The sequence below is a fragment of the Luteimonas sp. GW821-FHT14E02 genome, from assembly GCF_058803905.1.
This window is the reverse complement of sequence record NZ_JBXAPK010000002.1, coordinates 1-19555: the sequence shown is the minus strand read 5'-3', so window position 1 is coordinate 19555 and position 19555 is coordinate 1. Positions and strand designations below refer to the sequence as shown.

17 protein-coding genes, 1 pseudogene and 1 riboswitch are annotated in these 19555 nt (G+C 66.1%); of the genes and pseudogenes, 9 read left to right on the top strand and 9 right to left on the bottom strand.

All coding sequences use genetic code 11. The features are described 5' to 3' along the window. Positions 1-9 precede the first annotated feature (9 nt). Positions 10-735, top strand: coding sequence for a hypothetical protein (locus AC1RNP_RS03185; RefSeq protein WP_493049812.1), 726 nt, complete (start codon positions 10-12; stop codon positions 733-735). On the opposite strand, the gene AC1RNP_RS03180 is transcribed toward AC1RNP_RS03185, so the two are convergent. Together AC1RNP_RS03180 and AC1RNP_RS03175 are read right to left on the bottom strand one after the other, a co-directional pair. Continuing rightward, the gene (locus AC1RNP_RS03180) at positions 729-3407 is read right to left on the bottom strand and encodes a serine/threonine-protein kinase (protein WP_493049811.1); all 2679 of its coding nucleotides are present in this window, start codon (positions 3405-3407) and stop codon (positions 729-731) included. The genes AC1RNP_RS03185 and AC1RNP_RS03180 overlap by 7 nt on opposite strands. Positions 3408-3425: 18 nt before the next feature. After that, positions 3426-3989, bottom strand: a complete 564-nt coding sequence (locus AC1RNP_RS03175; RefSeq protein ID WP_493049810.1) for an ECF-type sigma factor — start codon at positions 3987-3989, stop codon at positions 3426-3428. A 239-nt stretch (positions 3990-4228) separates the two neighbouring features. Here AC1RNP_RS03175 and AC1RNP_RS03170 point away from each other — a divergent pair, with 239 nt between their 5' ends. After that, positions 4229-4573, top strand: a complete 345-nt coding sequence (locus AC1RNP_RS03170) for a hypothetical protein (protein ID WP_493049809.1) — start codon at positions 4229-4231, stop codon at positions 4571-4573. A 138-nt stretch (positions 4574-4711) separates the two neighbouring features. Here the strand turns inward: AC1RNP_RS03170 and AC1RNP_RS03165 are convergent, their stop codons facing one another. The 4 genes from AC1RNP_RS03165 to bioD all read right to left on the bottom strand — a co-directional run bounded on the left by AC1RNP_RS03165 (position 4712) and on the right by bioD (position 11600). Next, complete coding sequence (locus AC1RNP_RS03165) at positions 4712-6241, bottom strand: alpha/beta hydrolase (protein ID WP_493049808.1); 1530 nt, start codon at positions 6239-6241, stop codon at positions 4712-4714. A 102-nt stretch (positions 6242-6343) separates the two neighbouring features. After that, the gene (locus tag AC1RNP_RS03160; protein WP_493049807.1) at positions 6344-9493 is read right to left on the bottom strand and encodes a multidrug efflux RND transporter permease subunit; all 3150 of its coding nucleotides are present in this window, start codon (positions 9491-9493) and stop codon (positions 6344-6346) included. A gap of 6 nt (positions 9494-9499) precedes the next feature. Next, the gene (locus AC1RNP_RS03155) at positions 9500-10789 is read right to left on the bottom strand and encodes an efflux RND transporter periplasmic adaptor subunit (protein WP_493049806.1); all 1290 of its coding nucleotides are present in this window, start codon (positions 10787-10789) and stop codon (positions 9500-9502) included. A 94-nt stretch (positions 10790-10883) separates the two neighbouring features. After that, positions 10884-11600, bottom strand: coding sequence for a dethiobiotin synthase (gene bioD / locus AC1RNP_RS03150; protein WP_493049805.1), 717 nt, complete (start codon positions 11598-11600; stop codon positions 10884-10886). Positions 11601-11639: 39 nt separating this feature from the next. Between bioD and AC1RNP_RS03145 the strand changes: the two genes are divergently transcribed. From AC1RNP_RS03145 to btuB, 3 genes are all read left to right on the top strand, one after another. Then, positions 11640-12125 carry a GAF domain-containing protein gene (locus tag AC1RNP_RS03145; protein WP_493049804.1) on the top strand — a complete coding sequence of 162 codons (486 nt, stop codon included), beginning with the start codon at positions 11640-11642 and terminating at the stop codon, positions 12123-12125. A 7-nt stretch (positions 12126-12132) separates the two neighbouring features. Continuing rightward, positions 12133-12501: a TfoX/Sxy family protein gene (locus tag AC1RNP_RS03140; protein WP_493049803.1), complete on the top strand. Its 369-nt coding sequence runs from the start codon at positions 12133-12135 to the stop codon at positions 12499-12501. Between the two features lie 113 nt (positions 12502-12614). Then, positions 12615-12839: riboswitch (cobalamin riboswitch) on the top strand. Between the two features lie 124 nt (positions 12840-12963). After that, positions 12964-14916, top strand: a complete 1953-nt coding sequence (gene btuB, locus AC1RNP_RS03135) for a TonB-dependent vitamin B12 receptor (protein ID WP_493049802.1) — start codon at positions 12964-12966, stop codon at positions 14914-14916. Between the two features lie 16 nt (positions 14917-14932). Here the strand turns inward: btuB and gph are convergent, their stop codons facing one another. Together gph and AC1RNP_RS03125 are read right to left on the bottom strand one after the other, a co-directional pair. Then, positions 14933-15622, bottom strand: coding sequence for a phosphoglycolate phosphatase (gene gph, locus AC1RNP_RS03130; protein ID WP_493049801.1), 690 nt, complete (start codon positions 15620-15622; stop codon positions 14933-14935). A gap of 29 nt (positions 15623-15651) precedes the next feature. Next, entirely contained in the window at positions 15652-16557 is a 906-nt protein-coding gene (locus AC1RNP_RS03125; protein ID WP_493049800.1) for a LysR family transcriptional regulator, read from the bottom strand. Positions 16558-16667: 110 nt separating this feature from the next. Here AC1RNP_RS03125 and AC1RNP_RS03120 point away from each other — a divergent pair, with 110 nt between their 5' ends. Next, positions 16668-17306, top strand: coding sequence for an NAD(P)-dependent oxidoreductase (locus AC1RNP_RS03120; protein ID WP_493049799.1), 639 nt, complete (start codon positions 16668-16670; stop codon positions 17304-17306). A gap of 81 nt (positions 17307-17387) precedes the next feature. Here AC1RNP_RS03120 and dinB read toward each other — a convergent pair whose 3' ends face one another. Then, positions 17388-18473, bottom strand: coding sequence for a DNA polymerase IV (dinB, locus tag AC1RNP_RS03115; RefSeq protein ID WP_493049798.1), 1086 nt, complete (start codon positions 18471-18473; stop codon positions 17388-17390). Between the two features lie 136 nt (positions 18474-18609). Here dinB and AC1RNP_RS03110 point away from each other — a divergent pair. The 3 genes and pseudogenes from AC1RNP_RS03110 to AC1RNP_RS03100 all read left to right on the top strand — a co-directional run. Continuing rightward, positions 18610-18772, top strand: a pseudogene (locus AC1RNP_RS03110) (HupB); the annotation flags it as partial. A gap of 11 nt (positions 18773-18783) precedes the next feature. After that, positions 18784-18990: a hypothetical protein gene (locus AC1RNP_RS03105; protein ID WP_493049797.1), complete on the top strand. Its 207-nt coding sequence runs from the start codon at positions 18784-18786 to the stop codon at positions 18988-18990. Between the two features lie 191 nt (positions 18991-19181). Then, complete coding sequence (locus tag AC1RNP_RS03100; RefSeq protein ID WP_493049796.1) at positions 19182-19379, top strand: hypothetical protein; 198 nt, start codon at positions 19182-19184, stop codon at positions 19377-19379. The last annotated feature ends 176 nt before the right edge of the window (positions 19380-19555 follow it).

Sequence of the window (19555 nt, the reverse complement as noted above, 5' to 3'; positions counted from 1 at the left end):
AGAGAGATCATGCGTTCGCTGTTTTTCGCGTTGTTGCTCGTGCCGATGCTGTCGTTTGCGGATCCGATCTCGATGGTCGGAGGCAATCGTGAGTTTTGCGACGACCAACCTCCTGACAAGACTGCCGACGAAAGCAGGGGTGGAGGATGCGAAGTCGACATGGTGGTCTTGGACAAGGCCAGCAGGGAAGCCGAATCGCTTGATCTGATGCACGACCTGACGTTCGACAGCACACTCTTGAACCGGTTGAATGGCTCGCTCTGGTTCGACACCTGGAAATTGGATCTCGATTCCGGGACCGGGCTGGAGAAGGAAGAAGCGATGCTGGTCGAGCTGTCCTTCGTTTCCGATGCGGGCCCGAGCTTCGGCGGGTATCTGCTTGCGATTTCGTTTGCACGCAACAAGAAAGACGCCGCGATCGTGGCAACCTGGCTGACCACGCCCCACGCTGGATGGTCATTCGCCGACGGAAAAGAAGCTTACGGTTCCCAGAAGCTGGTCAGCGCGGTTCTGCCGTTGGGATCGGTCGATGCGGGCTCGTTTCCGAGTGTCTACATCGAGTTCGACGAGAAAGGCGTGTTCATCGGTGTGACCGGCAGTGAGCCGCGACTCTTCGCATTCCCGAGCAATGCGCACTGGAGACCGTATCGTCTGCGCAATGGCTTCGTGATCGGCGATCAGATCAAGCCCAGCATCGGTGCAAAACTCAACTGGCCGCTGCTGTACGGCTATTGAGTCCCGCGACTCGTCGTCGCAGCGCCCATCCGCTGGAGACAGCTTTCGATCCTGCGTCGCCTGGGATCGGTGTTGGGGAACTCAGCACGAATCACCATCAATGCTTGCACCAGCTGCTGCCGGCTGGTGGCAGCGTGATCATCGCGGCGGAGACAGAGAATTTCGGCGCGCGCAAAGGCGAGATTCGTCACCTGCCCCGGCAAGCGTTCGAAACTGTCGCGCGCCGCGACGGCGGCCTTGCGCGCATCGTCGTCGTGTCCCAGATCGTGCAGCGCCGCAGCCAGACCGAGGCGGTGGATGGCCAGATTGAGATGGCTGGGTGCCAGGGTCTGTTCGTCGATGGCGACGGCATCGCGCAAATGTTCGGCGGCCGCGGCGGCATCGCCCAGGGACCAGTGCAGCAGCTCCCCAAGGTTGTATTCGGCCGCGGCGACACGCGGATGCCGCGGCCCGTTGAGTTCGCGCTTGATCGCGAGCGAGCGCTGGAAGTAATCCACCGCCTGAGGATAGCGCCCTTGCGCCTGCGCGATCGTCCCCAACGCGTTGAGATCCCCCGCGGTGGCGCTGTGCCGTTCTCCGAACACCTGGCGATGGATGCGCAAGGCCGCCTGTGCCATGTGTTCGGCCTGATCGAATTGCCCCTGGTCACGGCGCAACAAGGCCAGCGTGTAGAGATCACGCGCCACGGCGGGATCGTCGCCGTCCGCATCGGTCGGCACGGCCAGGCTCGCCTCGAGCAATTCCTCGGCACGCGTTTCCTGTCCCGCGGCGAGCAGCACTCTCGCCAATTGCTGTTGCGCTTTTCGCGTGCGCGCATCGCGCGCACCAAAGCGCCGCGAGTAATCGCGCGCCACCTGCTCCTGTAACGCGAGCGCCTGTTCGAGGCGTCCGCTGGCTTGCAGTACGGAAGCACGTAATCCAAGCAGATCGAATCGTTCCGCATCCGTGGCCGATGTCCGCGGCAGGCTCGACAACGCCCGCGCGATGTCGGATTCGGCAACCGCATAGCGGCCCAGCGCCTGCGCCGTGCGCGCGTGCTGGCGATAACTCTCCCGTAGTTGTGCGGGATCGCCCTGCGGGAGTCCTTGGCGCAAACGCAACGCAGTCGCCGAATAACGTTCGGCGTTGGCGTAGTCGTTGCGGACGAGATAGACCTCGGCGATCGCGGCGGACAGCGCGGCGCGGGTTTCAGCATCCTTGACCCGGTCCTGCGTCAGCCGTTCGGCACCGCGCGCGAGCAACTCGCGCGCGCCGGGGTCGCGGCCACGCGACTGTTTCGGGTCCGCGGCGCGGAACAGGTCGATCAGGAACGTCGTCACCTGCTCCGCCTGCGCACGTCGCGCGTCCGCGTAATCGCGCGATCGCGCCAACTGCCATGACTGCAGAACGAGACCGGTAACGAGCGCCAGCGCGCAGACCAGAGCAACGCTGCCAATGGTCACCGCCACCGCGTTGCGGCGAATGAACTTGCGCAAGCGGTAGCCGCGCTCGTCGCGGCGCGCGACGATCGGCCGCGATTCGAGCACGGCTCGCAGGTCCGCCGCCAACTGTTCGGCACTTGCGTAGCGCTGCGCCGGCTCCTTGCGCAATGTGCGAGCGATGACTGCATCGAGATCGCCGCGAAGCTGTCGCTGCAACGTGTCGGGACCGGATGCATGACGCGCATCCGCCACTTGTTCCGCTTGTCGTGGCTGTTCGCGCTGCAACCTGGCGAGCGCCTGACTCGCCAGCGGCGGAATCGTCTTGGTGATGTCTTCGACGAGCTGCGCCGGCGAGCGATCGCGCATGGGCAACGGCGACTCGCCCGTGCACAACTCGAACAGCAGCGCGCCGAGCGAATAGACGTCAGAAGCGGTGCTTGTCGCCGCGCCTGCAATCTGTTCTGGCGCCGCGGTGGCGGGTGAAAAATAGCGCTGCGCATCCAGCGTCGCCTCGGCGACATCACCGGCATCGCCTGGCAGCGGCTTGGCGATGCCGAAGTCGAGCAGCTTGACCCTGCCGTCGCCATCCACCAACACGTTGCCCGCTTTCAGGTCGCGATGCAGGATCAGGCGTTGATGCGCATATTCGACCGCGCCGAGCACGTCCAGCATCAGGCGGACGCGCTCGCGGATCGGAAGCCGATGGCGGTCGCAGTACGCCGTGATCGGCACCCCGTCGACATACTCCATCGCGAAGTAGGGCTGCCCTTCCGTCCACTCGCCGAAGTCGATCAGGCGCGCGATGTGCGGATGCTCCAGCGTGGCCAGGAGGCGGCGTTCGCGCCGCAGGCGCTGCCGCGTCTGCGGCAACAGACGATCGAACAGTCCCAGCTTCAGCGCCACCGTCTGCACACCGCCGTCGATCTCGCGCGTTGCACGATAGACGCGCCCCATGCCGCCGACTCCCAACTCCTCCTCGATATGGAATGGCCCGATCCACGTTCCCGGCGCGAGCCGGCTGGCATCGATGAGGGCACTGCCCGCGCCTGCCCACGCATGCAACGCCGGATCGTTCTCGTCCGCACCGAGTTCCTCGTGCGCATCCAACAGGCGTTGCACGGCGCGGCGCAACTCGGCGTCCTCACCGCATGCGTCGCGCAGATACGCTTCGCGCGCTTCGCCCTCGACATCGAGCGCACGCGCGAACACCTCGGCGGCGCGCGACCACACCATGGTCTGCGTAGATGACATGCAGCACTCCTGGCCGCGTCAGGACAACTGCTGGTGCAGCCACGCACGCGCGAACTGCCAGTCGCGCTTGGTCGTGGGCAGCGAGATGCCGATCGCTTCCGCGGTTTCCTCGATCGACAGCCCGCCGAAATAGCGCAGCTCCACCACCTTGCCGGCGCGCGCATTGATCCGCTCCAGGCGCTGCAGCAGGCGATCCAGGTCCAAGGCGTCGAGGAGATCGGAAACCGGAGCGGCGACATCGTGTCCCGCCCGCAACGTGACGTGCATGACGCCCCGTCCGCGCTTCAGCGCCGCGCGCTCGCGCAGATGATCGACCAGCAGGCGCCGGATGACGTGGGCGGCGATCGCGTAGAAGTGCGCGCGGTTCTGGAACGGCATCGCGCGCTGTTCGACCAGCTTGAAATAGGCCTCATTGGCCAGCTCGGTCGCCACCAGGGTAATCCGGCCGCCCTGGGAGAGCTGCTTCTGCGCCAGCCGCCGCAGCACCGGATAGACCTGTTCCAGCAACAGGGCCTCCGCTTCGGAATCGCCGTCGCGCCACCGGGACAGCAGCTGGGTAATGTCTAGCGAGGTCGCATCCATGAGACGTCCGTGAAAAACAGGCCGTAGGTCCGGAAAACATCATATCCCGTCGACCTCGGCCGATTCGTGCGGTGCGCCGCACGCGCCGCCGATCCTGGGCCAGCGATGAGCCAATTCCGCATCGACCTCCGAGTACCGGACGCGCATGAGCCGCCCGTCGCGTCGTGGGGCATCGGCCCCGCAAGCCGCCGGCGGCTTTTGCGCAAACCCGATCCGCAACCTCGCATACGGAGAACGCAATGAACTATCTGTCCAGGGGCATACTCCCGGCCATCGGCCTGGCTCTGCTGGCCTGCTGTTCCACGGCCAATGCGGCGCTGGTCCAGACCACGCGCTATACCAGCTACAACTCCAATCAGGCCAACACGCAGCTCGAATACACCGCCTGGTGCCAGGCGGGCGAAGTCGCCGGCGGCGGCGGCTACACCATGTCCTACGCCACGGGCGTTTTCGTGTACGCGGATGCCCCCACCAGCAGCGGAAGCTTGCAGGGCTGGAGATTCCGCTTCATCGTCGGCGGATTCGAGTGGCCGCAATATCGCGTGTTCGGTTCCGTCTATGTGAACTGCCTGCGCCAGCAATAGCTCGCGGCCAGCCTGACAGACGCGCGACGGGAGCCAGGGTTTCCTTCGAGATCCATCGCAGGAATACCGTCGCGCTCCACACGCCAGGATGGCTGGCGATGCAAAGGGCCGGCGGCACGTGCCGCCGCCGGTTCCTCTTCAGTTCGAGACCTCGGCATTCCGCGGCGGCGGGAAGCCTGGCAATTCAAATTTCGGGGTCGGCAGGGTGACCTCGACGGGCACTCCTGTCATCTGCCCTGTTTTCAGGAAGTCGAGGATGGCCAACTTGACCGCAGGTTCGTTCCTGAGCAGATAGAACGCGCCATCGTGGCCGCCACGATGCACGAGAATGGCGTGGCCGCCGGGAAAATACGGCAACAAGCCGAGCGTGTTGTCGATCGGCGTCGAGGCATCCCAATCGCCATGCACGAACACGACCGGCGTCGAATTGACAACCGGCTTCCTGACCTCGTCGCCCATGTCGCGCGTCGGCCAATCCGGAGCGGATGCGATGTTCGCCTCGAAATTCCAGGTGCCCAACAAATCGACAGCCGGATCGGTGCGCAGCTGGTGCTCGCGCTCGGCCGTCACGCCGAGACTGCTGTCGGCCAGCGGGCCGATCAGGATGGTGTCCGTGTCGCGGCGATCCGCCGCGACATCCCGCGCCCATTCCTCGTAATGCCCGTGGTACAGCGACAGGATGAAGGCAGGCCAGCGCTCAGCTTCCTGCGTATGCGATAACAATGCGAGCTGCAGATCCTCCGGACCCAGCACAACGGTTTCGGACCGGCCTGCATCGTCGCGGATCGTCACACTGACCGGACCTTTCGCGAAGCGTGCATGCAAGGCGCGCACCGCGCCCATGATGCCGCCCGGCGGCAGGTAAGGCCGCAAACCCGGATCGCGATCGGCGTCGTAGGCGATCCGCTGCAACACCGCAAAGATATGCGACGGCATGTCGTAACCGTTGTCGAGCGGTTCCACGCCCGACAACACGGCACGCGCAACGATCTCCGGATGCAACCGCATCACCGCCAGACTCCACTGCGAACCGAAACTGCCGCCGAACAGGCTGATCTTGTCGTAGCCCAGCGCGCGCCGCAGTGCATCGACGTCGGCGGCGAATTCGCCGATGTCGTAACCGGACAGATCCTTGTCGGGGTTCTCGGCGACCGCCGCTTTGGCGAGATCGCGCATGGCCGCCGCAGAGGCCGCGACCGAAGCAGGTTCAACAAGAGGAGCGACCTTGCCCTTGCCGATCAGCATCTCGCCACGCATCGTATAGCCGCGTTGCTCGACCACGACCAGATCGCCGGCCTGGCTCAGATTCAGCCAGGTGCGCAGGCGCCCCATGTCGTTCTTGGCGAACGCGCCCAGCACGCTCAACCCCGGACCGCCCGGCAGCCAGAACACCGGCGGTGCGCCACTCGGTCGCGATGCCTTGGATGGCGATTTAATCCGCGCGAATCCGACGCCGATCAGGCGGCTGTCAGGATTGCGCCGATTCTCGGGGGCATACAACGTCCCGATCTCGTAGGCGACCGCCTCGCCCTTCTCATCGCGGATCGTGCCTTGTTCGACGACGATCTCGCCGGCGCGATGCGCGGCGGCATCCGATGTTGATGCCAGCGACGGCAACGACCACGGCAGCAGGATTAGCAGGAACCACTTGGGAGCGATCCGTCCCATCGACAATCCTTCGACGCGAGTGGTATTTCGTGATGTGCCGCGATCAGCGCACGGAGCGGACATCCGCTCCGTGCGCCTTGAGCTGAAACGCCGGTCGAATCGCTAAGCCGCCTTGTGCCCGCGCGGCGCCTCGTCGAGCTTGTCACCCAGCGCTCTGCGCACGATCACGTAGAACACCGGGATCAGCAGCAGGCCGAGGAAGGTGGCGAAGAGCATACCGCCGACCACGCCCGTGCCGATGGCGTGACGGGAGTTAGCGCCGGCACCCGAGGAGAACATCAGCGGCATCACGCCCATGATGAAGGCGAAGGAGGTCATCAGGATCGGGCGGAAACGCAGCTTGGCCGCTTCGATCACGCCTTCGGCGAGCGTCTTGCCCTTCTTGCGCTCGTCGAGGGCGAACTCGACGATCAGGATCGCGTTCTTCGCCGCCAGGCCCATCACCGTGATCATACCGATCTTGAAGTAGATGTCGTTCGGCAGGCCACGCAGCAGCGTGAACGTGACGGCACCGAGCACGCCCAGCGGCACCACCAGCAGCACCGCCACCGGCACCGACCAGCTTTCGTACAGCGCCGCGAGGCAGAGGAACACCACCAGCACCGACAGCACCATCAGCGCGGTCGCCTGGTTGCCCGAGAGGATTTCCTGATACGACTGACCCGTCCAGTCGTAGCCGAAGCCCTTGGGCAGGTCTTTCTGCACGATGTTCTGCATCGCGTTCATGGCTTCGCCGGAGCTGTGACCCGCCGACTGTGACCCGACCACTTCCGCCGCGGCATAACCGTTGTAGCGGGTGAGCGCGGGCGAGGCGGTGATCCAGCGGCTCTTCACCACGTTCGACAGCGGGATCATGGCGTTGGTGCTGGCATCGCCTTCCGTCGTCGAGACCGCGTTCGGGTTGGGCGTATAGAAACGACTCAACGCCTCGGGCCCGGTGCGGAAGGCCTCGTCGGCCTGCATGTTGACGCGCTTGATGCGGCCACCGTCGGTGAAGTCGTTGACGTAGAACGGCGCCAGCATCAGCTGGATCGCGGTGTAGATGTCGGACACCGACAGCCCCATCGCCTCCGCCTGCACGCGATCGACGTCGAGCTTGAGCTGCGGCGCATCCGCCAGCGTGTTCGGGCGCACGCCCGTCAGCACGGGATTCTGGCTGGCCTTGCCCAGCAGCATGCCCAGCGCCTGCCCGAGCGCGGCGCGGCCCTGGCCGGTGCGGTCCTGCAGGTACATGTCGAAGCCGCCGAACTGGCCGAGGCCGTTCACCGTCGGCAGGTTGACCACGAAGATCTGCGCGTCGCGGATGCCGAACGCCTTCATGTTGACCTGCTGGATGAACTCCTCCGCCGTGATGTCGCGCTCATCCCAGGGCTTGAGCTTGATGAAGGCCATGCCCGCGCTTTCGCTCTGGCCGATGAAGCTGAAGCCGGAGACGGTGAACACGCCCTCATAGCCATCCTGCTTTTCGACGACCTGGAGCAGTTGGTCCATCACCTTCTCGGTGCGCTCGAGCGTGGCGCCCGGCGGCAGCTGCACGATCGCCAGTGCATAGCCCTGGTCTTCTTCCGGCAAGAAGCTGCCGGGCAGTCGCGTGTACACGAAGATGCACAGCGCGGTGAGCAGGCCGAACACGATCATCCACAGCGGCGCATGACGAATCGCGCTGGTGATGTGGCCGACGTAGGTGTTGCTGACCCAGTCGTAGACCTTGTTGAAGCCGCGGAAGATCGGATTGCGGCTCTCGTGATGCCCCGTCGGCTTGAGCATGGTCGCGCACAGCGCCGGCGTGAAGCCGAGCGCCAGGAACGCCGAGAACGCCATCGCCAGCGCGATGGTGAGCGCGAACTGCTTGTAGATCTCGCCGGCGCTGCCGCCCTGGAACGCACTGGGCACGAACACGGCCGCCAGCACCACGGTGATCGCCACCACCGCGCCGCTGATCTGTCCCATCGCCTTGATGGTGGCTTCCTCGGGCGAGAGGCCTTCCTCGGTCATGATGCGTTCGACGTTCTCGATCACCACGATCGCGTCGTCCACCACGATGCCGATCGCCAGCACCATGCCGAACAGGCTGAGCTGGTTGATGGTGAAGCCGATGAAGTACATGCCGACGAAGGTGCCGAGCAGGGCCACCGGGATCACCAGCGTGGGGATGATCGTCGCGCGCAGGTTCTGCAGGAAGATCAGCATCACCAGGAACACGAGCACGACCGCCTCGATCAGCGTCTTGACCACTTCCTCGATCGAGACCTGCACGAAGGTGGACGTGTCGTAGGGCGCGAACCAGGTCACGCCCGGCGGGAAGCTGGCTTCCAGTTCCTTCATGCGCGCCTTCACCGCCTCGGCCACGCCGAGCGCGTTGGCGCCGGGGGCGAGCTGCACGGCGAAGCCGGCGGCGGGCGCGCCGCTCCAGCGCAGGCTGGCGGCATACGACACCGCGCCCTTCTCGATACGGGCGACATCCTTCAGGCGCACCGTGCTGCCGTCGTTGTTGGCGCGCAGGATGATGTTGCCGAACTCTTCCGGCGTGCTGAAGCGGCCCTCGGCCGAGACCGTGGCGGTGAACGCCTGTCCCTTCGGCGACGGTGCCGCGCCGATGCTGCCGGCGGCGAACTGCACGTTCTGCCCCTGCACCGCGGTCAGCGCCTGCGTGGCCGACAACCCGAAGCCTCGCAGCTTCTCCGGGTTGAGCCAGATGTTCATCGCATACTCGCCGCCGAACTGCTGGGTGCCGCCGACGCCGGGCACGCGCGCGATCTGGTCGAGCACGCGTGAACCGACGATGTCGGCCATTGCATGCTCGTCGAGCGCGCCGGTGTCGCTGCGCAGCGCCAGCACCATCAGGAAGCCGGGGTTCTGCTTGGCCACCACCACGCCCTGCCGGGTCACTTCCGAGGGCAGGCGCGGCGTCGCCAGCGAGACCTTGTTCTGCACCTGCACCTGGGCGATGTCGGGATCGGTGCCGGGCTTGAAGGTGAGCGTGATCGAGGCGCCGCCGGTGGCGCTCGAGGAGGAGCTGAAGTAATCGAGGTTGTCGATACCCGTCAGTTCCTGCTCGATCACCTGCGTGACCGCGCCTTCGACCGTCTCCGCGCTCGCGCCGGAGTAGCTGGCGCTCACCGTGACCTGCGGCGGGGCGATGTTCGGATACGACTCGACGCCGAGGCTCATGATCGCCAGGGCGCCGCCCAGGCTGATCAGGATCGCGATGACCCAGGCGAAGACCGGGTGGTGAATGAAAAATCTGGACATGAGGGATCAGTCCTTCTTCGTGGCCGCGTCACCGGTCTTTTGTTGTTGCGCGGCTTCTGCGTTCTTGTCGGGCGCGTCGTTTCCGGGCGCGGCTGCGCCAGGCTTGGCGGCACCCGGGGCACCCTGAGCGCCAGCGGCCCCTTCCGGCTGCCAGGGCGTGGCATTGACCTTGACCGGCTTGCCGCCGCCCATCTGCTGCGCCATGCCGACGGCCTGCAGGCCCGAGACGATGATCTGATCGCCGTCCGTCACGCCCCTGGTCACGATCCAGTTCGTGCCCTGGCTGCGATCGGCATCGATGTCCTTGCGCGCCACCATGCCGTCCTTGCCGACGGTCAGGACATAGGCGCTCTGCGCATCGCGCTGCACCGCCGCCTGCGGAATCAGGAACGCACTGGAGATCGAACCGAGCGATGCCTTGAGCGTGACATACGTGCCGGGCAGCAGCGTCCGTTCCGGATTGGGCAGCGTGGCGCGCAAGGCGACCGCGCCGGTCGCCGGATCGACGGTGTCGCCGGAGAAGTCGAGCGTGCCCTTGTGCGAATACAGCGAACCATCCGGAAGCAGGACGTCCACTTCCGCCTTGCCGCTGGGCGTGTTGCCCTGCAGACGGCGGACCTGGCTCAGCTCCGTCACGCTCATGGAGAAGTTCACATACAGCGGGTCGATCTGGTCGACGGTGGTGAGCAGCGTCGTCGCGCCCTGCCCGACCAGCGCGCCCTCGGTGACCTGCTGCTTGCCGGCGCGACCGGCGATCGGCGCACGCACGCTGGCGTAGCCGAGATTGATCTGCGCGTTGTCGACGGCGGCACGCGCGGTCTGCACCTGCGCCGCGGTGGTCCGCTCGGTGGCGAGCGCATCGTCGTAATCGGATTGCGAGATGTACTTCTGCGGCAGCAGGCGACGCGCGCGCTCGGCCGCGGTCTTGGCGTTGGCGTAGTTGGCCTGCGCCTGCGCCAGCGACCCTTGCGCCTGGCCCAGATCCGCGCGCAGCTGCGAAGGATCGATGACGAAGAGCTCCTGCCCTTCACGGACATCGCTGCCTTCTTCGTACACGCGCTTCTGCAGCACGCCGGGAACGCGGGCGCGCACGTCGGCGCTGCGATAGGCGGCGAGTCTGCCGACCATGTCCTGCTGCAACGTGATGCTGCCGGCCTTGGCTTGGACCACGCCGACTTGCGGCGGCGGCATTCCGCCACCGGGGCCGCCAGGGCCCGCTTCCTGGCCTTTACCGCAGGCCGCCAGCACTAGGAGGAGCGCGCCGGACAACGCCAGCGTTCGGGAATGCATCGCCATGGAAAAACTCCGGGAACAGGGGCCGGACAAGGGGGACATTAATTCTTGTACTGGTCAGGATAGCATTTAGCGATCTGGATGACTGTGCCGAAAGTTATGTTGATACCGGGTGCAAAGCCTGAGCAACTGACAGACGGTCGGCCAATACGCTGGCGTCTGGTGCGGCAGCGAACGGCAGCCGCCCCAGGCAAGGCGCGGAAATCCGCTGCTGCAGCAGCATGAAATTCTCGTCGCGGCTTTCCATCCCGGGATCGACTTCGCTCGCGATCCAGCCGACGAGATGCGCGCCGTCGTCGGTGATCGCGCGCGCGGTCAGTCGAGCATGGTTCAGACAACCCAGCCGCAGACCGACCACGAGGATCACCGGCAGGCCCAATGCATGCACGAGGTCGACCTGATCGAGACTGCCTGACAGCGGCGCGGCCCAGCCACCGACGCCCTCCACCACCACGATGTCCGCCTGCGCCGACAGTCTGTCGTGGGCTTCGAGGATGGGATCGAGCGTGATCTCCACGCCGGCATCGCGCGCGGCCAGCTCCGGCGCCAGCGGCCGCGGCAGCGCGTAGGGATTCACGTCCTCGTAGCGCGCCACCGGATCGCCCGCCGCCTGCAGCGCCAACGCGTCCTCGTTGCGCCAGCCTTCCGCGGTGCGCGTGCAACCGCTGGCCAGCGGCTTCATGCCGACCGCGCGCCAGCCTTCGGCACGCAATGCGTGCAGCAGCGCGCAGCTGGCCAGCGTCTTGCCGGCACCGGTATCGGTGCCGGTGACGTAGAAGCCGCCAGGATGGGGGCCGTGACCGGGTTGTGGCATCGCCGCCTCCTGCGGATGGCCTGTTGCTAGACTGCACACATGTTCACTTCTTCCAGTCTAAGCGGCAGCAAGCGCGAGCAGTACGCGCAGCTCGCCGAACAGGCCAAGGCACTGCTCGCCGGCGAACGCGACCGCATCGCCAATGCCGCCAATCTCTCCGCGCTGGTGTACCACGCCCTGCCCGATCTGAACTGGGTCGGCTTCTACTTCTACGACGGCACCGAACTGGTGGTCGGCCCGTTCCAGGGCCTGCCGGCCTGTGTGCGCATTCCGCTCGACAAGGGCGTGTGCGGCGCGGCGGCGCGCAGCCGGCAGACGCAGCGCGTCGAGGACGTGCACGCCGTGCCCGACCACATCGCCTGCGATGCCGCCTCGCGTTCGGAACTGGTGGTGCCGCTGGTCCGGCCGGACGGTGCCCTGATCGGCGTCTTCGATCTGGACAGCCCGGCGTTGGCTCGCTTCGACACCGACGATCAGGCCGGCCTGGAAGCGATCGCCGCCCTCTTCGTGGCATCACTGGGATGAGGCCGCGATGAGCGCTCCGCTGAAATTGCGCAACGTCGGCCCGAAGAGCGCCGCCTGGCTGCGGCAGGTCGGGCTGCGCACGCTCGACGATCTTGCCGCCGCCGGACCGGTCGAGGCCTTCATGCGCGTCAAGCGTGCCGGCTTCAAGCCCAGCCTCAACCTGCTCTACGCGCTGGAAGGCGCGCTGTGCGACTGCCACTGGCAGGAAGTGCCGGAGGCGCGCCGTGCGCAGCTCGTCGCCGAGGCCGAGGCCGCGATCGCGCAACTGCCCGCGCCACGCGGCCGACCCGCCGCCGGGCCGGTGACGACCACGCATCATCAGGAAGAAGATGCCGCGCCGTCGTTCGGATTCTTCGACGAGCCCGACAAGGACTGAACCACCCCGGCATGCGGCCAGCCGAGCCGGAAGCGGCGGCCCCCGGCGCAATCGCATACAATCGCCGCGCTTCGAGGTGATCCAAAGGCATTGCGCGAGTCCCTTCGCAAGAGCCCGTGCATCCACGCGCGGACTTTCCAATGCCAGCGGATTGAAACGGGAAGCCGGTGACGTCGCGCGCTACTGCGCATCGACCATTCCGGCGCTGCCCCCGCAACGGTAAGCGAGTCACGCCAACGCATTCGCCACTGTGTTTCGACACGGGAAGGCGCCGCGGCCGAAGTCGGTCACGACTTCAACTCGTAAGCCCGGAGACCGGCCTTGGAGTCGACAGGTTGCGATGCGGAGGGCATTGCGGCGGCGCTGGCGCCCGTTGCGCTCGTTCTGCCTCGCACTTCCTCTTCTCCTCGCGACTCCCATTGGCTCGGCGCGTGCGTGGGTGCACGCGATGGAGAACATTCGATGCACGCTCAACCCCGCGCATGCCGCGGATCCTCTCGCAATAATCCGCGATTCCGAACCATCCACCTCCGCGTCCTGCCGCTCGCCGCCGCCTGCGCGCTGCTGCCGTCGCTGGCTTTCGCCGAGCCCGAGGCCGCGACCGATCTCGACGAAGTGATCGTCACCGCCACGCGCACGCAGGTACCGCTGATCGACAGCCTGTTCCCGGCCGAAGTGATCGACCGCGAGGAGATCGAACGCAGCCAGGCGCGCGACCTGCCCGATCTGCTGCGCGGCCGCGCCGGTGTCGACATCGGCAACTCCGGCGGTCCCGGCAAGGTCACCAGCGTGTTCATGCGCGGCAGCGGCTCCGGCCACGTGCTGGTCCTGGTCGACGGCATCCGCATCGGCCCCGCCACCAACGGCGCGACGGCGTTCCAGGATTTGCCGGTCGAACAGATCGACCGCGTCGAGATCGTGCGCGGCCCGCGTTCGAGCCTGTACGGCTCGGAAGCGATCGGTGGCGTGATCCAGATCTTCACGCGTCGCGACCAGGGCAAGTTCACGCCGCGCTTCCGTCTCGGCATCGGCAGCCACAACCTGCGCGAAGCCAGCGCCGGCTTCGGTGGCGGCGGTGAACGCGGCTGGTATGGCGCCGACGTGGCTTACTCGCGCACCGACGGCATCAACGCCTGTCGCGGTTCGACTAACCCATTCGCTGGTTGCTTCGCCGACGAACCCGATCGCGACGGCAATCGCAACCGCTCGCTCAATCTGCGCGGCGGCCTCGAGCTGGGCGAGACGTTCACGCTGGAAGGCCATGCCCTGCGTGCCGAAGCCGACACCGAATTCGACGGCAGCCTCTTCGCCGGCAACTTCGCCAGGAACGTGCAGCAGGTGGCCGGCGCCAAGCTCGGCTGGACGCCATCCGAGCGCGTGGCCGTGAACCTGCAGGCCGGCCGCAGCTACGACAAGGCGGATTCCTACTTCGAGCAATCCGGCAAGGCACGCGCGCACGTGAGCACCTTCGACACGCGCCGCGACACCGCTTCGTTGCAGGCAGACTTCACGCTCACCGCCAATCATCTGATCTCCGCCGGCGCCGACTGGCAGAACGACAAGATCACCAGTACGGCGGACTACGCGGAAACGGAGCGCGACAACACCGGCGTGTTCGCCGAGTACCAGGGCAGCTTCGGCGCGCATCAACTGCAACTGAGCGTGCGCAACGACGACAACGAACAGTTCGGCAACCACACCACCGGCGGCGTGGGCTGGGGCATGAAGTTCGGCGACGGCTTCCGCTTGAGTGCCAACTACGCTACCGGTTTCAAGGCGCCGACCTTCAACGATCTGTACTTCCCGGGCTCGGCCAGTCCCGATCTCGATCCGGAAACCTCCAAAACGCTCAATATCGGCATCGGCCAGCACACCGAACTGCTGAGCTGGACTTTCAACCTCTACGAAAGCCGGTTCGACGATCTGATCGTGTTCGAGTTCCCGCCGCCGAACTACATCGGCGAGGGCTACAACGTCGACAAGGCCCGCGTGCGCGGCGCCGAGCTGACCTTCGAGACCACGATCGCAGGCTGGGATGTCTCCACGCAGTGGAGCTTCATCTCGCCGCGCAACCGCAGCAAGCGCAACCCCGACGGCACGCCCGATGCCGATTACGGCAACCTGCTCGCGCGTCGCGCGCGCAACATCGGCCGCATCGATCTGGATCGCGCTTTCGGCGATTTCCGTTTCGGCATCACCGTCGCCGGCGCCAGCCATCGCTACGACGATCCGGCCAACACGAAGCGGCTCGGCGGCTACGGCACCACCGATCTGCGCCTGGAATACGCGTTCTCACCGGCATGGACGTTGCAGGCGCGCGCCGGCAACGTCTTCGACAAGCGCTACGAAACGGTGGACTGGTACAACCAGCCGGGCCGCGAATACGGCCTCAGCCTGCGCTACCAGCCGCGTTGAAAAATGGCGGCTCGCCTCAGGCGATCGATGCCGAGGCGACGCCGGACGCCTGCGGGTGCAGCGAAAGCAGCGCCCGCATGTCGTCGATGACCGCCAACGCCTGCGTGCTCCGCAGATCGAAGCCGCGCGGATAGCCATAACTCACCAGCACCAGCGGCATCGCCGCGGCCTTCGCCGCGGCGGCGTCGGTGGCGGAATCGCCGATCATCACGCAATCGTCAGGTTCGCGACCGAACAACTGCGCCAGATGCAGCAGCGGCAACGCGCTGGGCTTGCGTTCCGGCAAGGTGTCGCCGCCGACCATCGCGCCGAAACGCTCGGCGATGCCCAGATGTTCGAGCAACGGCCGCACATAGCGTTGCGGCTTGTTGGTACACACCGCGAGCGCGACGCCCTGCGACTGCAACGCTTCCAGCGTTTCGGCCACACCGGGATACAGCTGTGCACGCAGCAGCAGCGTCTCGCCGTAATGCACCATGAAACCTTCCATGACATCGTCGACGGCGACATCGCTGTCCACGTGGCGGAACGCGGTCTCGACCAGGACACGCGCGCCATCGCCGATCCAGCCGCGGATCACCGCCTCCTCGACCTGCGGAAGTTTCCAGTCCGCCAATGTGCGATTGACTGCCTCGGCGATGTCGACTGCGGTGTCGACGAGCGTGCCGTCGAGATCGAACAGCGCCAACGAATACGGAAATTTCAAATCGTTCTCCAAAACAAATACTCGAATTTCTAAGCGACATCCCAGGGCGGCGTATCGCCGAAACGCTCGGCGAGGAAATCGAGGAAGCTCCGCACCAGGCCAGGCAACTGCCGCCGCGTCGCGTACACGCCGTACAAGCCCATCGGCTCGACGTGGTACTCGGGCAACACCTCGATCAACTCACCCGAACGCAGCAACGGCCGCACCTGGTACGTCGGCATCATGGCGATGCCGGCATCGGCGCGTACCGCCGCCAGCAGCACGCTGGCCTCGTTCGCGCTGATGCTGCCGCCGACCGCCACCGCCACTTCGCGGCCCTCGTGCCGCAAATGCCACAGACTCTTGCCGACGAAGTGATGGGTGAGGCAATTGTGCCGCATCAGGTCCTCGGCACGGCGTGGTGTGCCGTGCGCCGCGAGATAGCCGGGTGATGCGCACAACGCCGAGCCGCACACCGACAGCTTGCGCGCGACCAGGTTGGGATCGAGTGCATGGGTGATGCGGATGGCCAGATCGATGCGCTCCTCGACCAGATTCACGGTGCGATCGGCCAGCAGCATGTCGATCGACGTGCCCGGATGCCGCGTCACGTAATCGGCCACCGCCGCGGCCATCTGGCATTGCCCGAACGAGGTGCTGCAGGTGATCCGCAATCGCCCGTGCGGCGCCGCGCCCGCACGCTCGCCGACCGCGTTGCGCAGTTCATCGCCCAGATCGAGCATCTGGCGGCAGCGCGAGAGCGCCTGCTCGCCGGCGGCCGTGAGGCTGATCCGGCGCGTGGTGCGATGGAAGACGCGCGCGCCGAGCCAGCTTTCCAGTTCGGCCAGATAGCGCGTCACCATCGCCCGCGACATGTCGAGTGTCTCGGCCGCCGCAGTCAGGCTGCCGCGCTCGGCGACTTCGACGAATACGGCCACCGCCGTCATCCGGTCCATTTGATTGATTTGATCGATTCGAGCAACAGATATTCGCCTTATACGCGGTTTTTCGATCGATTTCAGGCAACTATCCTGCTCTCCGGTTTCCCCACTCCCTGGAGCACGCCATGAACATCGCCCTCGTCGGCGCCACCGGCAAGATCGGTCGCCAGATCGCCCGCACCGCGCTCGATCGCGGCCATAGCGTCACCGCCGTCGTGCGCAGCGACGCCAACCTGCCGCCGGAACTCGACGGCGCCCGCATCGTGATCGCCGCGCTCGACGACCACGACGCCCTCACCGCCGCCGTCCGCGGCCACGACGTGCTGGCCAGCGCCTACGGCCCGGCCTCGCCCGAGACTGCCTCGACGCTGTCGACCGTGGCCACCCAGCTGATCGCCGCCGCGCGCGCCGCCGGCATCCGCCGCCTGGTCGTGGTGGGCGGCGCCGGCAGCCTGGAGATCGCGCCCGGCCTGCAACTGGTCGACGCGCCGGATTTCCCTGCCGCCTACAAACCCTTCGCGCTGGCCGCGCGCGATGCGCTCGGCATTTATCGGAGCGCCGAGGATCTGGACTGGACGTTCTATGCGCCGGCCGCCGAGATCGGCCCCGGTGAGGCGCGCGGTCATTTCCGCACGGCGGCCAAGACTTTCCTCAGCGACGCGCAAGGTCACAGCCAGATCCACTATCCCGACTACGCCGCCGCTTTCGTCGACGAGATCGAGCGTCCGCAATACGTGCGGCAGATCGCGACCGCCGCGTACTGATGCGCACGACGGGTATCACGTCGATTCATCAGGTCGCGTGATCCTCTTGCCCGGCAAGGCCATCGTCACGGCCTTGCCGCATCACGCCTGATCCGGCGGCGCCTCGAAAGCAAACAGTCCGTGCTGGCCGACGCTCTCGTCCGCTTCGCGGAACCCCGAGAGCCCGACGCCGACCAGGCGATAGCGCGTCGATGCGGGAAGATCGACGCGATCGCGCAATGCCAGCGCGATCGCGGTGAATTCCTGCAGCGACGACGGCGGCGCGTCCGGTGTGAAGCTGCGGGTAAGGATGCGGAACTGCGCGGTCTTGAGCTTCAACACCACGGTATGGCCGACGCGTTCGGTCTTGCGTGTCGCGGCCCACGCCTTCTCGGCAATGCGCACGATCGCGGGCGTCAACTCCTCCAGCAAAAGATCGCGCTCGAACGTGTCCTCGGCCGAGATCGATTGCACCGGCTGGTTCGGCTCCACCGCGCGCTCGTCGATGCCGCGCGCGCGCCGGAACAGGCTGCCGCCGAAACTGCCGAAACGCGCTTCCAGCTCCTCGCGCGCGAAATCGCGCAGCCGGCCGACAGTATCGATGCCAAGATCGGCCAGTTTCTTTTCCATCACCTTCCCCACGCCGGGAATGCGCGCGACCGACAGCGGCTCGAGGAAGGCCTCGACCTGCGAGGGCTTGATCACGAACAATCCGTCCGGCTTGTTCCAGTCGGAGGCGATCTTGGCCAGGAACTTGTTCGGCGCGACGCCGGCCGAAGCGGTCAACGCGGTTTCCTCTCGGATCTGCGCGCGGATCGCCTCGGCGGTCGCGGTCGCGCTGGGCGATGCGATCTTTGGCGCGGTGACGTCGAGATAGGCTTCGTCCAGCGACAGCGGCTCCACCAGATCGGTGTGGCGCAGGAAGATCTCGCGCACCTGCCGCGACACCGCCTTGTAACGCGTGAAATCCGGCGGCACGAAGATCGCATCGGGGCACAAGCGCTCCGCGCGCACGGCCGGCATCGCTGAACGCACCCCGAACTTGCGCGCCTCATACGAAGCCGCGCACACCACCGAACGCGAGCCGCGCCAGGCCACCACGACAGGCTTGCCACGCAGCGCCGGATCGTCGCGCTGCTCCACCGATGCATAGAAGGCATCCATGTCGATGTGGAGGATCTTGCGCATGCGGCGATTATCCGCGCTCGCGGCGGCGACGCCATCGTTCGATCGCGCGCGGGCATCACTTCGCGTTATCGGGAACTTGACGCATCGCTGACGCAGGCGGCGGGACGATCGAACCTCCCATCCTTGGGAGTCGACCATGCCACGCGGAGACAAGTCAGCCTACACCGGCAAACAGAAGCGCCAGGCCGAGCACATCGAACGATCGGCGCGAGCCAGGGGCCGATCGCGGAAGACGGCCGAGCGCATCGCCTGGGCCACCGTCAACAAGCAGGACGGCGGCGGCAAGAAATCCCGCTCCGGGAGTTGAGCCATGAACGCGCAACGCGACCGCAAGGACATCCCGTCGAGTGGCGATACGGATCGTCATGAAACCCCTCGTGGAACACCCGGTGAAACACCCGAAGCCCGCGAGCGCCGCAAGCGGCACGAAAGCGACAACCACGACGAAGCACTGGACGAAACCTTCCCGGCGAGCGACCCGGTATCGCCGTTCATCCCGGCGAAAGGAAATCGATGATGCGGGGGCGTCGGGACGGATTGCATCGGCCCTCCGATGCGCTATCTTTTTCCTCGGCGGGCGGGTGCTCCTTCGCTCACGCCCGTCCAATTCGTGCGCTCGCTCACGCCTTCGTCAATCATCTTGATTGCGGACCGCAGTGCGACGACGATATGCGCGCTTCCGACACCCTTGGTTTCCACAATCGACACGTGACCCTCGGAGGGGGCATGCAGCAAGACTGGAGCGATGCCATTGCACAGGGAATCCTCTGCAAGCGTTGCGTGCTGCCGCTGGAGGACGACCTCGCGCCCGGCCCAAGGCTGTGCCATTGGTGCCGCGAAGAGGACCGCATCGCGGCGCTGGCCGCGAAGGAAGAAGAAACGCAGAGTCACGACTCCGCGCGGTGAGCGGCTTCGCCGCTATCGAAGTGTTCCGAGTCTCTTGTCCGTCATTCCGGCGAAAGCGGGAATGACGAGCAAGAGCGGAAACCGCTGATCCAGACTTACTCGACCGTCACGCTCTTGGCGAGATTGCGCGGCTTGTCCACATCGGTGCCGCGGGCCAGGGCGGTGTGGTAGGCCAG